14 protein-coding genes are annotated in these 16,451 nt (G+C 60.9%); 4 read left to right on the forward strand and 10 right to left on the reverse strand.

All coding sequences use genetic code 11. From position 1 onward, the window contains the following. Positions 1–28 precede the first annotated feature (28 nt). Complete coding sequence (locus tag HF257_RS23995) at positions 29–1,729, reverse strand: AMP-binding protein (RefSeq protein WP_185710198.1); 1,701 nt, start codon at positions 1,727–1,729, stop codon at positions 29–31. A 290-nt stretch (positions 1,730–2,019) separates the two neighbouring features. After that, on the reverse strand, positions 2,020–2,979 hold the full coding sequence (locus HF257_RS24000; RefSeq protein ID WP_185710199.1) for a sugar phosphate isomerase/epimerase family protein: 960 nt from the start codon (positions 2,977–2,979) through the stop codon (positions 2,020–2,022). 220 nt (positions 2,980–3,199) lie between these two features. Between HF257_RS24000 and HF257_RS24005 the strand changes: the two genes are divergently transcribed. After that, the gene (locus HF257_RS24005; RefSeq protein WP_185710200.1) at positions 3,200–4,222 is read left to right on the forward strand and encodes a LacI family DNA-binding transcriptional regulator; all 1,023 of its coding nucleotides are present in this window, start codon (positions 3,200–3,202) and stop codon (positions 4,220–4,222) included. Between the two features lie 111 nt (positions 4,223–4,333). After that, positions 4,334–5,110 carry an ABC transporter substrate-binding protein gene (locus HF257_RS24010; protein ID WP_185710201.1) on the forward strand — a complete coding sequence of 259 codons (777 nt, stop codon included), beginning with the start codon at positions 4,334–4,336 and terminating at the stop codon, positions 5,108–5,110. A gap of 170 nt (positions 5,111–5,280) precedes the next feature. Here HF257_RS24010 and HF257_RS24015 read toward each other — a convergent pair whose 3' ends face one another. The 4 genes from HF257_RS24015 to HF257_RS24030 all read right to left on the reverse strand — a co-directional run bounded on the left by HF257_RS24015 (position 5,281) and on the right by HF257_RS24030 (position 8,988). Then, positions 5,281–5,907, reverse strand: coding sequence for a helix-turn-helix transcriptional regulator (locus HF257_RS24015; RefSeq protein ID WP_185710202.1), 627 nt, complete (start codon positions 5,905–5,907; stop codon positions 5,281–5,283). Next, positions 5,907–7,040 carry an NAD(P)/FAD-dependent oxidoreductase gene (locus HF257_RS24020; protein WP_185710203.1) on the reverse strand — a complete coding sequence of 378 codons (1,134 nt, stop codon included), beginning with the start codon at positions 7,038–7,040 and terminating at the stop codon, positions 5,907–5,909. Before HF257_RS24020 ends, HF257_RS24015 begins: the two co-directional genes overlap by 1 nt. Continuing rightward, on the reverse strand, positions 7,037–7,981 hold the full coding sequence (locus HF257_RS24025; RefSeq protein WP_185710204.1) for an ornithine cyclodeaminase family protein: 945 nt from the start codon (positions 7,979–7,981) through the stop codon (positions 7,037–7,039). The genes HF257_RS24020 and HF257_RS24025 overlap by 4 nt, the downstream gene beginning before the upstream one ends. Before the next feature lie 68 nt (positions 7,982–8,049). Further along, on the reverse strand, positions 8,050–8,988 hold the full coding sequence (locus HF257_RS24030; RefSeq protein WP_185710205.1) for a LysR family transcriptional regulator: 939 nt from the start codon (positions 8,986–8,988) through the stop codon (positions 8,050–8,052). Between the two features lie 109 nt (positions 8,989–9,097). Between HF257_RS24030 and HF257_RS24035 the strand changes: the two genes are divergently transcribed. Beyond that, positions 9,098–10,597 carry a CoA-acylating methylmalonate-semialdehyde dehydrogenase gene (locus HF257_RS24035; protein WP_185710206.1) on the forward strand — a complete coding sequence of 500 codons (1,500 nt, stop codon included), beginning with the start codon at positions 9,098–9,100 and terminating at the stop codon, positions 10,595–10,597. A 243-nt stretch (positions 10,598–10,840) separates the two neighbouring features. Next, positions 10,841–11,173 carry a hypothetical protein gene (locus tag HF257_RS24040; protein WP_233081623.1) on the forward strand — a complete coding sequence of 111 codons (333 nt, stop codon included), beginning with the start codon at positions 10,841–10,843 and terminating at the stop codon, positions 11,171–11,173. 173 nt (positions 11,174–11,346) lie between these two features. On the opposite strand, the gene HF257_RS24045 is transcribed toward HF257_RS24040, so the two are convergent. From HF257_RS24045 to xylA, 4 genes are all read right to left on the reverse strand, one after another. Beyond that, the gene (locus tag HF257_RS24045; protein WP_185710207.1) at positions 11,347–12,483 is read right to left on the reverse strand and encodes a sugar ABC transporter permease; all 1,137 of its coding nucleotides are present in this window, start codon (positions 12,481–12,483) and stop codon (positions 11,347–11,349) included. Beyond that, positions 12,484–14,031, reverse strand: a complete 1,548-nt coding sequence (gene xylG / locus HF257_RS24050; RefSeq protein ID WP_185710208.1) for a D-xylose ABC transporter ATP-binding protein — start codon at positions 14,029–14,031, stop codon at positions 12,484–12,486. A gap of 5 nt (positions 14,032–14,036) precedes the next feature. Further along, entirely contained in the window at positions 14,037–15,029 is a 993-nt protein-coding gene (gene xylF, locus HF257_RS24055; protein WP_185710209.1) for a D-xylose ABC transporter substrate-binding protein, read from the reverse strand. 102 nt (positions 15,030–15,131) lie between these two features. Then, positions 15,132–16,448, reverse strand: coding sequence for a xylose isomerase (gene xylA / locus HF257_RS24060; RefSeq protein ID WP_185710210.1), 1,317 nt, complete (start codon positions 16,446–16,448; stop codon positions 15,132–15,134). Between the last annotated feature and the right edge of the window lie 3 nt (positions 16,449–16,451).

Genomic DNA, 16,451 nt, shown 5'->3' on the forward strand with positions numbered 1-16,451 from the left:
CTCCCACATTTTGAACCGCGCAAGGGAGTTAAACCGTGGGGGTGGTCACCGCGAAGTCCTCTTCGAAGTATTCCTGCTCCCCTCGCGTTTCACTCTGGCGCCGTACCACCTCCATCTGCCGCAGCTCCACGCGACGGATCTTGCCGGAGATGGTCTTGGGCAACTCGCTCACAAACTCAATGCGCCGTACACGCTTGTACGGCGCCAGGTTTTCACGGGCAAACGCCAGAATGTGGCGCGCCAGTTCATCACTGCCGGGGGCGTCGTGCGCCAGGATCAGGAAGGCTTTCGGCACGGCCAGGCGTAACGGATCGGGGCTGGGTACCACGGCCACTTCCATCACCGCCGGGTGCTCGATCAGCGCACTTTCCAGTTCGAAAGGGCTGATGCGGTAGTCGGAGGCCTTGAACACATCGTCGGCACGCCCGACAAAGGTGATATAGCCGTCGGCATCGATCTGCGCGGTATCGCCGGTGCGGTAGTAGCCGTCACGCATCACTTCGGCGGTCTTTTCCGGGCTGTCTTCATAGCACAACATCAGACCGAGTGGCCGTACAGCCAAGGGCAGGGCGACTTCGCCTTCGGTGCTGGGGATGCCATCCGGATCAAGCAACGCCACCTGATAACCCGGCAACGGACGGCCCATGGACCCCGGCTTGAGCAACTGCCCCGGCGTATTGCCCACCAGCGCGGTGGTTTCCGATTGGCCGAAACCATCGCGCAGTGGCAAGCCCCAGGCGTGCTGGATTTGCTCGATGATCTCCGGGTTCAGCGGCTCGCCGGCGCCTACCAGCTCACGCAGGCTCAGGCGCGGTTTATAGCTGGCCAGGTCTTCCTGGATCAACATGCGCCACACCGTGGGCGGCGCGCACAGGCTGGTTACGCCGTAGCGTTCCAGTGTGTTGAGCAACGCCGGTGCGCTGAACCGCGCGACGTTATGGATAAAGATGCACGCCCCGGCATTCCACGGCGCGAACAGGCAACTCCAGGCGTGTTTGGCCCAGCCAGGGGATGAGATATTCAGGTGCAGGTCGCCCGGTTGCAGGCCGATCCAGTACATCGTCGACAAGTGGCCCACCGGGTAGCTCTGGTGACTGTGCAGCACCATCTTGGGTTTGGAGGTGGTGCCGGAGGTGAAATACAGCAGCATCGGGTCGGTGGCTTGGGTCTGTCCTTCGGCTTCAAAGTGCTCGGGGTGTTCAAACGCGGCGTTGTGGGCGACCCAGTCGGCGGGTGCTTCGCCGACACAGACGCGACTGCAACCGTCCGCCAGGCCGGCAAACTTGCCGACATGCGCCTCGCCGACCACCAGATGACGCACTTGCCCGCGTTCGATACGGTCGCGCAGGTCATCGGCGTTGAGCAGGGCGGTAGCAGGGATAACCACGGCGCCCAGCTTGAACGCAGCGAGCATGGTGTCCCACAGCGCCACGTCATTGCCCAGCATCAACAGCACCCGATCACCACGCCGCACGCCCAGCGAGCGCAAGTGATTGGCCACCTGATTGGAGCGCGTGGCCAGTTGCTGGAAGCTGTAGCGTTGTTCGTTGCCGTCTTCTTCGACGATCCACAGCGCATTGGCCGAGTTGCCCTCGGCCATGACGTCGAAGTAGTCCAGCGCCCAGTTGAACGCGCCCAGTTGCGGCCAGCGAAAATCCCGTACGGCGGTGGCGTAGTCGGTGCGGTGGGCGAGCAGAAAATCCCGGGCGGCCAGGAAGGGGTGCGTCATGGTCGGTGTCCTTGATTATTGTTGTAGGGACTGACCCCCGGCTCAGCCGGGTGGCTGAACCGAGTATAGGCACGCATAAATCTAGAGATGAACGCCCAAAAACACCGATGGGTTGTGCAAAAAAGTCATGCTCAGTAGTTCCAGGAGACTGGTACGCCACCGGTTCAGTCGCAGAGGCGGTGCTCGATTGCCTCCAGCGTGCTGCCCCGGGTCTCCGGCATGCAGATCGCCCGAGAATCAGCGGCAGCACACCCTCAGCCACAGGGTTGGCTGAGGGATTTTCTGCGGCGCTAGATCGCCTGGGGTTTGAAGTCGCTGGCGGCGACGGGCATAACGCCTTTGAGCAGTGCGACGGATTTCTCCAGGCCTTCCAGGCTGTTAAGCAGTACGTCTTCGTGCTCGATGGACAGCCAGCCGTCGTAGCCGGCCATTTTCAGGCGGTAGCAGAACTGGCGCCACCACTCTTCACCATGGCCAAAACCGAGGGTGATGTAGGACCAACTGCGCGCCGTAACATCCATCAGCGAGCCGTTTTCCAGTAACGAGTCCACCGCCTGTACCGGCGTGTTGAGCATCGTGTCCTTGGCGTGCACGTGGTACAGCGCGTCGCCCAGGGCGTCGGCGGCGGCCAGCGGGTCGGCGCCCATCCAGAACAGGTGGGACGGGTCGAGGTTGGCGCCGATCACCGGGCCGATGGCGCCGCGCAGCTTGAGTAACGAACGCACGTTGTACACGCACTGGCTACCGTGCAACTCCAGGGCGATACGTTCTACACCGTTGGCCTTGGCCAGGTCGGCGATTTCGCTCCAGAACGGCAACAGGCGTTGCTCCCACTGATAGCGCAGGATGGTCTGGGTTTCTGGCGGCCACGAGGCAACCACCCAGTTGGGCATGCGGTCGCCCGCCTGGCCTTCGGGCAAGCCGGACATGGTGCACACGGTCTTGACCCCCAATTCGCCGGCCAGGCGAATGGTGTCTTTAAGGCACTGCGCCTGTTCCGGCTGCGTCGGGTGCAGCGGGTTGCCGTTAGCGTTGAGGGCGATGATCTCCAGGTTGTGCTGTTCGAAGCTGTGGGTGAAATCCCGGCGTGCGGCGTTGCTCTCGAGCATCTGCTTGAGATTGAAGTGCGGCGCGGTGGACCAGCCGCCGGTGTTCACTTCCAGGCCCGACAGGCCCATACGTTCAGCGTGCTTGAGCACATCGCCAAACGGCAGGTTGCCCAGGGTATCGGTGACAAATCCCAGCTTCATAGCGAGGCTCCTTCGCGTGGCAGGTAGAGTGACGGCGTGTCCTGACGACTTGTTGTGGTTGTTATGGAGCGATTATTGGCGGCGCCAAATCTTCGTTCAAGGACGAGCAAGGGCTAAATATGATGGGTATTCCATCAAATAATGCGCGGCGCAGGCGTCGATAAGTCAGGAATTACCCTTTATAAATGATGATATTCCTATCACTGGCAAGGCGCCCTTCATGGCCACTAAAACCCCTGCGCAACTTTGGAAAGGTCCCACCGTCGAGCAGATCGCCAAGGTCGCCAGGGTGGGCGTTGCCACGGTGGACCGTGTGCTCAACAACCGCTCGAATGTGCGGGAAAACACCCGGCTCAAAGTGCTGGCGGCGCTGGACAAGCTCAAGCAGGACCTGGCCAATGGCACCCCCACCTTGCACATCAAGTTGTTCTGCGATTCGGGCGAGACCTTCAACGCCACGTTGGCTAGCGCAGAGGCGACGATCAACAGTTCCACACCCGGCGTGGTCGTACACGGTCACTATGTGCCCACCAATCAGGTCGACCCGGCGGCCTTTGCCGACCAGGTGCAGGCAGAGGGGGCCTCGGCAGATGGCGTGATCGTGGTGTCCCGTGAGCACCCGGCGATCAACCGGGCAATCCGCGCCTTGTGCCGCCAAGGCATCCCGGTGGTGTGCCTGACCACCGACCTGCCCAACTCGGGGCGCAGCGCCTATGTGGGCAACGACCAGTACGCTGCCGGCAGCGTCGCCGGGTTGCTGATCGGCAATGCGCTGGCGCGGGAGAAGGCCAAGATTTTGCTGGTTACCAGCATGGCGTTTCGCTGCCAGCAGGAGCGTGAGATGGGCTTTCGGCGGGTGCTGCGGGCGGAGTTTCCCCACCTGAAAATCGATGAGCGGATGATGTCCGACGACCGTCCACAAACCACTGCCGAACAGCTGATGCGCTACTTCTCCAAGCACGATTACCCGGCTGCCATCTACAACGTGGCTGGCGCCAACCGGGGTGTGGCCCAGGCAATCAGTACCATCGCCCCCGAGCATCGCCCGGTATTTGTTGGTCATGAATTGACTGTACACACTCGCGGCATGCTGGAGTCCGGGGTAATGGACTACGTGGTGTCGCATGATGTTATCGGCGAGATGGCGGCGGCCGTGCGCTGGATTCGCGGGGCACGCGAAGGCGCCAGGGCGGCGCCACCGTTTACACGGGTGCTGGTGCATACGCGGTACAACTGTGATTGACGGGTAAGACGTAAAAGTCCAGTATGGAATTATAAGTACAAAAATCGCTGCGCCCGTTTCACCTTTTTCTTCACTCTTGCCAAATCAACAACAACTTGCGAGATCACCCCCATGAAGAAACTCCCCCTCATCACCGCCCTGGCCCTTGGCCTGATTGCGGCTGGCCCGCTGCTGGCGGCCGAGAAAACCCTGCGTATCGGCATCGAAGCGGCTTACCCGCCGTTCGCGTCCAAGACTGAAGACGGCAAGATTGTCGGCTTCGACTACGACATCGGCAATGCGTTGTGCGCCCAGATGAAGGTCAAGTGTGTGTGGGTCGAAGGTGAGTTCGACGGTCTGATTCCTTCCCTCAAGGTGAAGAAAATCGACATGGCGCTGTCGTCCATGACCATCAACGAAGACCGCAAAAAGTCGGTGGACTTCACTCACAAGTACTATTTCACCTCGTCACGCCTGGTGATGAAAGAAGGCGCGGTGGTGGATGACGGGTACGCCAGCCTCAAGGGCAAGACCGTCGGCGTGCAGCGCGCCACCACCACGGACCGTTATGCCACCGAGGTGTTTGAGCCCAAGGGCATCACCGTCAAGCGCTACAGCAACAACGAAGAAATCTACATGGACCTGGCGGCGGGGCGCTTGGATGCGATCTTTGCCGACACCATTCCTTTGAACGACTTTTTGCAGATGCCACGGGGCAAGGGCTATGCGTTCGTCGGGCCGGAGCTCAAGGACCCGAAATACGTGGGCGAGGGTGCGGGGATTGCGGTGCGCAAGGGCAATGAGGCGTTGGTCAGCGAACTGAACACGGCGATTGACGGGATTCGCGCGAACGGTGAGTACCAGAAGATTTCGCAGCAGTACTTCAAGTCCGATATCTACGGCGATTGAGGGGGCTCACTGATATCAAGTCAGCCTCGGTCAATGTGGGAGCGGCGGTGCGACGATTCGACTTGCTCGCGAAAGCGGTGGTTCAGTCACAACAACATTGATTGACACTCCGCATTCGCGAGCAAGCCCGCTCCCACATTTGGACCGCGTGCATCAATTAAATGTCGGCGTTAACCTTTCAATTCCTTGAGGTGCTTGTACACCGTCGCCCGGCCCATCCCCAGCACATTCGCCACATAGTTCGATGCGCTCTTGCCCTTGAACGCGCCCTCGGCATGCAGTGCCAGCACCAACTCGCGTTTATGGTCACGGGTCAGCAGATTCAGGCTCAACTGTCGCTCGCGCATCCACGCATGCAAAAACGTGTTGATACGTTCCTGCCAATCGTCGCGAAACAGCGAGTCCGGCTGTGGGATCAGTTTGCTCGGCGACAGGAACAAATCCAGCGCCGCCTTGGCGTTTTCGAACAGCGAAATATTCAGGTTGATGCACAACACCGCCAGCCGCTGGCCGGTGTGATCGTGCAGCACGGTGCTGAGGCTGCGGATTTTCTGGCCGTCCCAGTTGAGCTTTTCGTACGGGCCGATATTCACTTCGCTGACGTCGTCAGTGAGCATGTCCTCCAGCGCCGAGTCGTCGCCAATCGCTCGTTTTGACAGGTTGTTGGCGATGTAGTCGACCTTTTGCGAGCGCAAGTCGTGCAGCACCGCTTCGGCATGGGGAAAGAACAGCGTGGCGATGGCGTCGGCCATCGCACGGAAGTTCTGCATGACCTTGTCTTGTTCAGCGGTATTCATCAATGGGGCTCCAGGCGGGCGGGGGAGAGCATACCAGCGTCGAGGCCGAATCGCGCCAGGGCTTCGGGCAACTCCGCGTCGCGCACCAGGGCGGCGCTGGCCTGGCCCATGGCCGGTGAGGTCTGGATGCCGTAGCCACCCTGGGCTGCTACCCAGAACAGGCCGGGTACCTTGGGATCGAAACCGCTGATCAAGTCACCATCCGACACAAAGCTGCGCAACCCGGCCCAGGTGCGGGTAGGGCGGCGAATGGTCAGGGTGGTGGCTTCTTCGATCTGGTAGATGCCCATGGCGATGTCCAGCTCTTCGGGCTGGATATCCTGGGGTTCCACCGGGTCGGCATTGGCGGGCGAGCCGAGGAACATGCCGGCGTCAGGCTTCATGTAGAAGGACTCGTCCAGCGCCACCAGCATCGGCCAGTGGTGGGTGTCCACGCCTTCGGGGCCGGCGAAGATGAAGGCCGAGCGACGTTTGGGTTGCAGGCCGATGGCGGCGGCACCGGCCAGCGCGCCGATCGTGTCGGCCCAGGCGCCGGCGGCGTTGATGATGATCGGTGCGGTATAGGTGGCTTCGCCGGTGTTCACTTGCCAGACACCTGCGGCATCGCGGCTTAACCCAAGTACGGCGTGATCGGTCAACACCTCGCCACCGTTGCGACGGATGCCACGCAGGTAACCCTGGTGCAGGGCGTCGGTATCAATGTCGCTGGCGGTCGGGTCATACAGCGCGCCGTGGACTTTTTCGCGGCGCAGGATCGGCAGCTTTGCGCAGGCTTCGTCGGCGCTCAGCAGTTCGACTTGCGAGACGGTGGCCTTGGCGCTCAAGTACTGCGCGTTCAATTCGGCCGCATCGCCAATGAAATCCACGGTCATCTCGCCCCGTGGGGTCAGCAGTGGATGCTCGCAAAAACCTGGCGGTGGGTTGTCGAAAAACTCACGGCTGGCCAGGGTCAACGCGCGTACTTGCGGGGTGCCATAAGCGGCGGTATACAGCGCCGCCGAGCGCCCGGTGGAGTGATAGCCCGGATGACTTTCGCGCTCCAGCACGATCACCTTGCCGTGCTGCGACAACCAGAAACCGGTGGACGCACCGGCAATCCCGCCGCCGATGATGATGAAATCTGCGTGGCTCATAGCTGTCTCCAAAGGGCGTTGGCCAATGCAATGTCTTCCAGGCCCAGGCCGATGGAACGGAAGAATACAGGACGGTCGTAGGTAGGGCGTTGCACGTGTTCGCTGAGCAATTCCGGCAGGTCGCCGATGATGTCGCGCTTGTCCCAGCCGTGCTGTTCGGCGGCGATCAGCATCTCACCCGCCGCGCCCGGAGTGGTCTGGCGATAGTCGCAGAACACCTGCATGGCGTTAAGCGATTGGGGCGGTACTTCGTGGGCACGGGGCGCGTTGGTGCTGATGGAGGTGATCAATGCGGGTTTGCTCAAGCGGGCTGGATCGATCACCGGGCCGGCGGATGAGGTGCACAGCAGGATCACATCGGCGTCCGCCAGGGCGGTATCGCTGCTGTCGGCGATGACGACGCGCGGGTCCAGGCCTTTGAGATGCGCGATGGCCTCGGGCGTGGCATTGGCCAGGCTGGGCGAATACAGATGGATGGACTGCCAGTCCCGCAAGTCCTTGACGTAATGCAAGTGCGCCTGCGCCACCTTGCCACTGCCGAAAATCGCCAGGCGCTGCGCCGACAAGGGGGCCAGCGCATCGACTGCCAATGCCGTAGTCGCGGCGGTGCGTGCGGTAGTCAATTCGGCGGCGTCGCACAGCAGCACCGGTTGGCCGGTGTGCATCGACATCAACAGCGTCCATGCGGTCACCAGCGGCCCTTGTTCACGCACGATATAGGGCGAGGTCTTCACCCCATACACTCCGTCCTCGGCCAGCACGCCCAAGTAGTTGATAAAGTCCCCGGCGCCTTGCGGGAACTCCACCAGTTGCTGGGCCGGCTGCACCGCCAGCCCAGCGGCCAGATCGCGAAACAGCTTATGCAGAATCTGCGGCACATCAACCTGGGCGAGCAGTTCGCGGGCTTGGGCTCTGTTGATCACTTGAGGGGTGCTGGACATAGGAGTCTCCGTGACTAAACTATTTTGTCTATTATGGACTTTTAGTTCTGTCGAGCAAGAGGGAAACCTCAACCTTTGAAGCGAAACCCCCCCGACAGTTTTTCCTTCAAAAAGCTGACCAGCGCGCTCACCGACTTCGGCACGTGGGGCGAGTACGGGCGAATCAGGTAAATCTCATCGGCAAACGCTCCCTTGAGCGTCCAGTCCTTGAGCACCTGCACCAACTTGCCGCTGGCCAACGCGGCATGGGCGCTGAAATCCGGGAGCAGGGCGATGCCCAAGTGGTTGAGCGCCGAGTCGCGCAGGGCTTCGCTGTTATTAGTGGCGAAGCTGCCGGAGATAGGCACGGTGAGGCGCTCGACGTTTTTGGTGCCGCGTTCGAAGGTCCAGGCAGGTTGGTCGGTGCCGCGTGGATAGAACAGGCAGTTGTGGGCTGACAGTTGCGTCGGTTCGCGGGGCTCACCGTGGCGTTGCAGGTAGTCCTGGGTCGCGACCAGCACCGAGCCGGTGTCGCACAGCTTCCAGGCGACATGGGTTTCCGGTACCTGAAAGCCATGACGCACCGCCAGGTCGTAGCCTTCGGCGGCCAGCGAGCTCAAGGCGTCCGAAACGTCCAGCTGAATGCGTACTTGCGGGTAGCGCTGCAAAAACTCCGACAAATGCGGCACCAACTGCTGACGGGCGAACGCCACCGGCGCGGTCAGCCGCACCAACCCACGAATCTCCCCCACAGAATCGCGCACTGACGAGAAGCTGCGCGCGATCTGTTCGTAGGCGCTGCGCACTTCGCGGGTGAGCGACAGTCCGGCATCCGTCAGCCTGACGCTGCGCGTGGTGCGCGTCACCAACTGCGTGCCGGTGGCCTTTTCCAGGTCGGAAATACGCTGGCTTACAGCCGATTTACTCACCCCCAGGCGCGCCGCCGCAGCGGTATAGGTGCCTTGTTCTTCAAGCACTGACAGCCAATGGATATGGGTCCAAAGCCCCTCGATCTCAGCCTTTTCCATGGTTTGATTGTTCGTATATATGGACAATAAGTTCTGGATTCTGCTCTGGTTTGGAACAAAGCGAAAGCCTATCGTGTGTCCATCGCTTATCCACCTGGGATCGACTGCCATGACAACTACAATCGAGCACTACATCAACGACCAGCGCGTGTCCCGCGATGATCGCTATCAGGACGTCTTCAACCCGGCCACCGGCGAAAAAACCGGCCGCGTGGCCCTGGCCAGCCGCCAGACCGTTGGCGAAGCCGTCGCCGCCGCTCAGGCCGCCTTCGACGACTGGGCCGACACTCCGCCCATCCGCCGCGCCCGCGTGCTGTTCCAATACCTGCACCTGCTGCGTGAACGCAAGGACGACCTGGCCCGCATCATCGTGGCCGAACACGGCAAGGTCTTCACCGACGCCCAGGGCGAAGTGGACCGTGGTATCGACATTCTGGAGTTCGCCTGCGGCATTCCGAACCTGCTCAAAGGTGAACACTCGGACCAGGTTTCCCGAGGCATGGACAACTGGACGATGCGCCAGCCGCTGGGCGTTGTCGCGGGCGTGACGCCGTTCAACTTCCCGGTGATGGTACCGATGTGGATGTACCCGATCGCCATCGCGGCGGGCAACACCTTCATCCTCAAGCCAAGCCCGACTGACCCGAGTGCCTCGCTGTTCATGGCCGAACTGCTGCGTGAAGCGGGCCTGCCCAAAGGCGTGTTCAACGTGGTGCAGGGTGACAAGGAATCGGTGGACGCGTTGATCGAACACCCGGACGTCAAGGCCCTGAGCTTCGTTGGCTCGACGCCAATCGCCCAGTACATCTACGAAACCGGCGCCCGTAACGGCAAACGCGTACAAGGCCTGGGCGGCGCGAAAAACCACATGGTGGTGATGCCCGATGCCGACATCGAAAAAACCGTCGACGCCCTGATGGGCGCCGCCTACGGCAGTGCCGGCGAACGCTGCATGGCCATCTCCGTCGCGGTGCTGGTAGGCGATGTGGGTGACAAAGTCGTTGCAGCCCTGACCGAGCGCGCCAAGCAACTGCGCATCACCGATGGCCGCGATCTGAAAGCCGAAATGGGCCCGATTGTGTCCCGTGCAGCCCTTGAACGTATCAGCGGCTACATCGAACAAGGTGTGCAAGCGGGCGCCCAACTGCTGCTGGACGGGCGTGACTACGTGCCGACTGAAGCAGGCCTGGAAAACGGCTTCTGGCTCGGCGCGACGCTGTTCGACCACGTGACCCGCGAGATGAGCATCTACCGCGAAGAAATCTTCGGCCCGGTGCTGGCGTGTGTGCGCGTGAATGACTTTGGCGAAGCGATCAAACTGGTCAACGACCATGAGTTCGGCAACGGCGTGAGCTGCTTCACCCGCGACGGCAACATCGCCCGCGAATTTGCACGGCGCATTCAGGTGGGCATGGTCGGCATCAACGTACCGATCCCGGTGCCGATGGCCTGGCATGGTTTTGGTGGGTGGAAGAAGAGCCTGTTTGGCGACATGCACGCCTACGGCACTGAGGGGGTGCGGTTCTACACCAAGCAGAAGTCGATCATGCAGCGGTGGTCGGAGAGTATTGAGCAGGGCGCGGAATTCGCGATGCCGGTCTCCAAATAACCAAAGCCTGTACGCGGTTCAAAATGTGGGAGCGGGCTTGCTCGCGAAAGCGGTGGTTCAGTTGAAGTATCTGTGACTGACACCCCGCATTCGCGAGCAAGCCCGCTCCCACATTTTTTAACCCCTCTCCAGCAAATGCCCCAGCGCCCGGAGCGGGGCGCTTGCTCTACGGGGAGGAACTTGGCACGCTCACCCAGCGAGCGAACGCAGTCAAGTCAATTGCCTCGCCCATTGGAGAACGCTTTGAAAGCCATTATGGGTATCGCCTTATTGGGCACGTTGCTGGCCGGTTGTGCGCCGTCTTACTCGGTATGGACAGGTGGTATGAACGCATTTGTCGGCACGCGCTTCGATGTCCATCTCTATGACGATTGCAGCCGCGGCTGTGGCGATTCCTATTGGTCGCCGGTCAACAAGAACAAGGTCTATGACCAGGTTGTGAAGGAGGGCGACAGCCAGCGCTACTTCGTGACCTGGATCCGCGACTGTCGATACTCCGTGCTCGTCTCGGGTGAAGGCATCATCCAGTCGTGGCGCTATGAGACTGAAGACCGTAGCAGCTGTTACGTTTTTTAGTCGGTCTTTGTACGAACTTACATCCACTCAATAACCAAACCTATACGCGGTCAAATGTGGGAGCGGGCTTGCTCGCGAATGCGGAGTGTCAGTCGCCAGATGAGGTGACTGATCCAACGCTTTCGCGAGCAAGCCCGCTCCCACATTGGATCACCGGTGTTCTTGCGGTTGATTCACCGCCGCCCGGTGCGCGTACTCACATCCACCCACACCGCAACCACCAAAATGCTGCCCTTGACGATCATCTGCCAGTAGCTGTCCACGTCCAGCATCGACATCCCATTGTCCAGACTGGTAATCACCAGCGCCCCGAGCAACGCGCCATACACCGTGCCCGAGCCACCGCGCATGGACGTGCCACCGATAAAACACGCAGCGATGGCATCCAGTTCGCCCATGTTCCCCGCCGATGGCGACCCCGCCGCAAGCCGTGCCGTGTTGACCAAGCCGGCGAGGGCACACATCACGCCCATGATGCCGAAGATCCACAACTTCACCGCCTGCACGTTGATGCCCGACAGCCGCGTGGCTTCCATATTGCTGCCCACTGCATACACGCGACGGCCGAACACGGTCTGGCTGGTGACGTAGCTGAATACGCCCAACAGAACCAGCAACAGCAGCACTGGCACGGGAATGCCGTCATAGCTGTTGAGGGTGGTGACGAACCCGGCGAGCACCGCACCGATCACCGCAACACGCACCAGATCACGTACCAGCGAGTGCGCCGCCAACCCATGCAGTGCGCGATTGCGCCGCTGTTTCCAGGTTAAAAAAAGCGTCAACGCAAACAACAAAACGCCGAGCCCTATACCCACCGAATGCGGCAAATACCCCTGGCCCACATACACCAGCGATGGCGACACCGGCGCAATGGTTGTTCCCCCGGTAATCCCCAGCAGAATCCCGCGAAACGCGAGCATCCCGCCCAAACCGACGATAAAAGAAGGGATGCGCAAGTAGGCCGTCATATACCCATTGGCCAACCCAATCATCAGCCCACACAGCGCCACCAGACTCACGTTGGCCAGCAAGGGGATGTGATAAACCACGTCCAGAATCGCTGCCAACCCACCCAATAATCCCAGCAGTGAGCCCACCGACAAGTCGATCTCACCGCTGATAATCACCAGCACCATGCCGCACGCCAGAATCCCGGTGATCGACATCTGCCGCAGCAAGTTGGACAAGTTGCGTGGGGTGAGGAACCCGCCCTCGGTCTGCCAACTGAAAAACACCCAGATCACCGCCACGGCGATGATCAGGGCGAGCATTTTGTAGCGGGTAAACAGCTGTTTCACCTGATTCATCTACGCGGTCTTCCGATCGTTTTTATTGTGTTGGCTGAGCGCGGCGGCAAGCACCTGTTCTTGGGTAAGCCCTTGGTTGATGAAGTCGCCGCGCAGCTGGCCTTCGCCGATCACCAGCACGCGGTCGGACACCCCGAGCACTTCGGCCAGTTCCGACGAGACCATGATGATCGCCACGCCTTCCGCCGCGAGTAGGCCCATCAACTTGTAGATCTCATACTTGGCGCCCACGTCTACGCCGCGTGTGGGTTCATCGAGGATCAGTACGCGTGGCTTGGCCATGAGCATTTTGGCCAATACGGCCTTTTGCTGATTGCCCCCGGACAGGCTGGTGATCGGCAAGAACGGGCTTGAGGTTTTCAGGTGCATGCGGGCGATCTGCTGGTCAATGCTGCCCAGTTCGGCCTCGGCGTTGATGCGGGTCAGGTTGGCGTAGGTGTCGAGTACGGCCAGGGTGATGTTCTGGCCCACGCCGAAGTCGGGGATGATGCCTTGGCGCTTGCGGTCTTCGGGCACCATGCACAGCCCGGCGCGGATCGATTTGAGCGGGGTGCGCGTGTCGATCACCTGGCCGTCCAGCCACACCTCGGCGCTGTAGCGGCCGGGGTAGGCGCCAAATAGTGCCGACACCAGTTCCGTACGCCCGGCGCCCACCAGCCCGGCGATGCCGAGGATCTCCCCGCGCTTGAGCGAAAACGAAATATCGTCCACGCGCTTGCGCTTGGGGTTGTCGACGTCAAAGCAGGTGACGTTGCGCGCCTCGAAAATCACTTCGCCTACGTCGTGGGGTTCGGTGGGGTAGAGGTTGCTCATCTCGCGCCCGACCATTTGCGTAATGATCTTTGCAATGTCCATGTCGGCCATGGCCGTGGTCGCGATGTGCTTGCCGTCGCGGATCACCGCGATGGTGTCGCACACCGCCGCCACTTCATCGAGCTTGTGGGAAATGTATACGCAGGCCACGCCCTTGGCTTTCAGGCCTCGGATGATGTCCAGCAACACTTCGATTTCCGAGCGGGTCAGGGCCGAGGAGGGTTCGTCGAGGATCAACAGGCGCGCCTGTTTGTTGAGGGCCTTGGCGATTTCCACCAGTTGCTGGTAACCGCCGCCGTATTGCGACACTGGCAGCGCCACGTTCATGTCCGGCACCTTGAGCTCGCGCATCAAGGCTTCGGCGCGGTGGAGCATCGCCGGGTAGTTCATGCGCCCACCCGGAAGGGTCAGCTCGTGGCCCATGAAGATGTTTTCGGCCACCGACAGATCGGGCACCAGAGTCAGTTCCTGGTGGATGATCACAATACCGGCGGCCTCGGTTTCGCTGATGGACTGGGCCTTGAGGGGCTGGCCATCCCACAGAATCTCGCCCTCCCAGGTGCCGTGGGGATAGACCGCCGACAGCACCTTCATCAAGGTGGATTTACCCGCACCGTTCTCACCGCACAGGCCGACGCATTCCCCCGGCCGCACCTGGAGATCGATGCCGTTTAGCGCTTTGACACCGCCAAAGGTTTTGACGATGCCGTTCATTTGCAGCAGATAGTCGGCCATGGCGGTCACTGCCCGGCGATCTGCTCTTTGGTATAGAACCCGTCCTTCTCCAACAGGTCGATATTGGCCTTGGTCAGCGGGGTCGGGGTCAGCAGGATGGTGTCGACCTTTTTGCTGCCGTTGTCGTATTGCGAGCTGTAGGCCGGTTTTTCATTGCGCGCCAGTTGCACCGAGAGCTTGGCCGCTTCGGTGGCGATCAGCTTGAGCGGCTTGTACACGGTCATGGTCTGGGTGCCGTCGATCACACGCTTGACGGCCGCCAGGTCGGCGTCTTGCCCGGAGATTGGCACCTTGCCCGCCAGTTTCTGCGCGGCCAGCGCCTGGATCGCGCCGCCGGCGGTGGCGTCGTTGGAGGCGACGATGGCGTCGATCTTGTTGTCGTTTCGAGTGAGCGCATTTTCGACGATGCTCAGGGCTTCGGTGGGGTTCCATTCCTTGACCCACTGCTGGCCTACTACCTTGATATCGCCCTTGTCGATGGCCGGTTGCAGCACCTTCATCTGACCTTCGCGCAGCACCTTGGCATTGTTGTCGGTGGGCGCGCCGCCGAGCAGGAAGTAATTGCCCTTGGGCGCCGCTTGCAGCACGCCGTTGGCCTGCATTTCGCCGACTTTCTCGTTATCAAAAGAGATGTAGGCGTCAATGTCTGCGTTGAGGATCAGGCGGTCATAAGACACCACCTTGATCCCGGCCTTCTTGGCTTCGGCCACGGCGTTGGTGAGCACAGTGGCGTTGAACGGCACGATGACGATCACGTCGACGCCCCGGGAGATCAGGTTTTCGATCTGGGAAATCTGCTTTTGCTCGTTGGCATCGGCTGACTGCACAAAGACCTTGGCGTCGAGTTTTTCCGCGGCGGCGACGAAGTAGTCACGGTCGCGGGACCAGCGTTCCAGGCGCAGGTCGTCGATGGAGAAACCGATTTTCGGGTGGGCCGAGTCGGCCATCACCGGCAGGGCGAGCAGGGCCAGGGCAGTGGCGATAAGCGTGCGTTTCATGGTTATGCGTCCTTTTATTGTTGTTGGAAAGACACAGCGTGTTGCCGGTGGAACTGTAGAGCGTCGTTTTGACGCCCAGTGCACAGATTTGTCGCGCAATTGTCACCGGTAGATAAACCGATTCACGATGCCTTCAAGCATCTCCTGGCGACCACTGACGGCTTGGGGATTCAACTCATGGGCAAATGCATGCTCGGCCAGCGACTCCAGGCTGAATTCACCTGCCAATACCGCCTGGCCCAGCGGTTGCTGCCAACCGGCGTAACGCTGGTCCTTGAACTGCTGCAACCGATCGTTCTGCACCATCGCGGCGGCGCGTTCCAACGCCAGGGCCAGTACGTCCATCGCCTCTACGTGGCCATGAAACAGGTCCACTTCATCCAGGCTCTGGCGACGCACCTTGGAGTCAAAGTTATAGCCGCCATTTTTAAACCCGCCAGCCTTGAGGATTTCATAGGTGGCCAGGGTCATCTCCTCGACGCTGTTGGGGAACTGGTCGGTGTCCCAGCCGTTCTGCGGGTCGCCCCGGTTGGCGTCGATGCTGCCGAAGATTCCCAGGGACACGGCGGTGGCAATCTCATGATGAAAACTGTGCCCGGCCAGGGTCGCGTGGTTGGCCTCGATATTCACTTTGATTTCCTGCTCCAGCCCGTGCTCATGCAGGAAGCCGAACACTGTGGCGCTGTCGTAATCGTATTGGTGCTTGGTGGGCTCCTGGGGCTTGGGCTCGATCAGCAGGTCGCCCGCAAAACCGATCTTGTGTTTGTGCTCCACCACCATGCGCATAAAGCGCCCCAGTTGTTCGCGCTCGCGCTTGAGGTCGGTGTTGAGCAGGGTTTCATAGCCTTCACGGCCACCCCACAGCACATAGTTCGAACCCTTGAGCCGCAGCGTCGCATTCATCGCACTGAACACCTGGGCGGCCGCCACGGCAAACACTTCCGGGTCGGGGTTACTGGCAGCACCTGCCGCAAAACGCGGGTTGCTGAAGCAATTGGCAGTGCCCCACAGCAGCTTGATGCCGGTTTGTTCCTGGTGGCGCTCCAGATGGTCGACCATCTGCGCAAAGTGGTTGCGGTACTCCTTGAGCGAGCTGCCTTCGGGGGCGACGTCCGTGTCGTGAAAGCTGTAGTAGTCGATGCCCAACTTGGAGAAAAACTCGAACGCTGCCTCTGCCTTGCCGATGGCCACCTCCATGGGGTCGCCACTGCGCTGCCAAGGCCGTTTGAAGGTGCCCACCCCAAACATATCCGCCCCCGGCCACACAAAGGTGTGCCAGTAGCAGGCTGCCATGCGCAGGTGCTCGCGCATGGGTTTGCCGAGGATGAGTTTGTTGGCGTCGTAATGGCGAAAGGCGAGGGGGGAATCGCTGCTGGGGCCTTCGAAGCGAACCTTCTCGACACCGGGGAAGTACGGCATGGC

The sequence above is a fragment of the Pseudomonas cremoris genome (genome assembly GCF_014230465.1).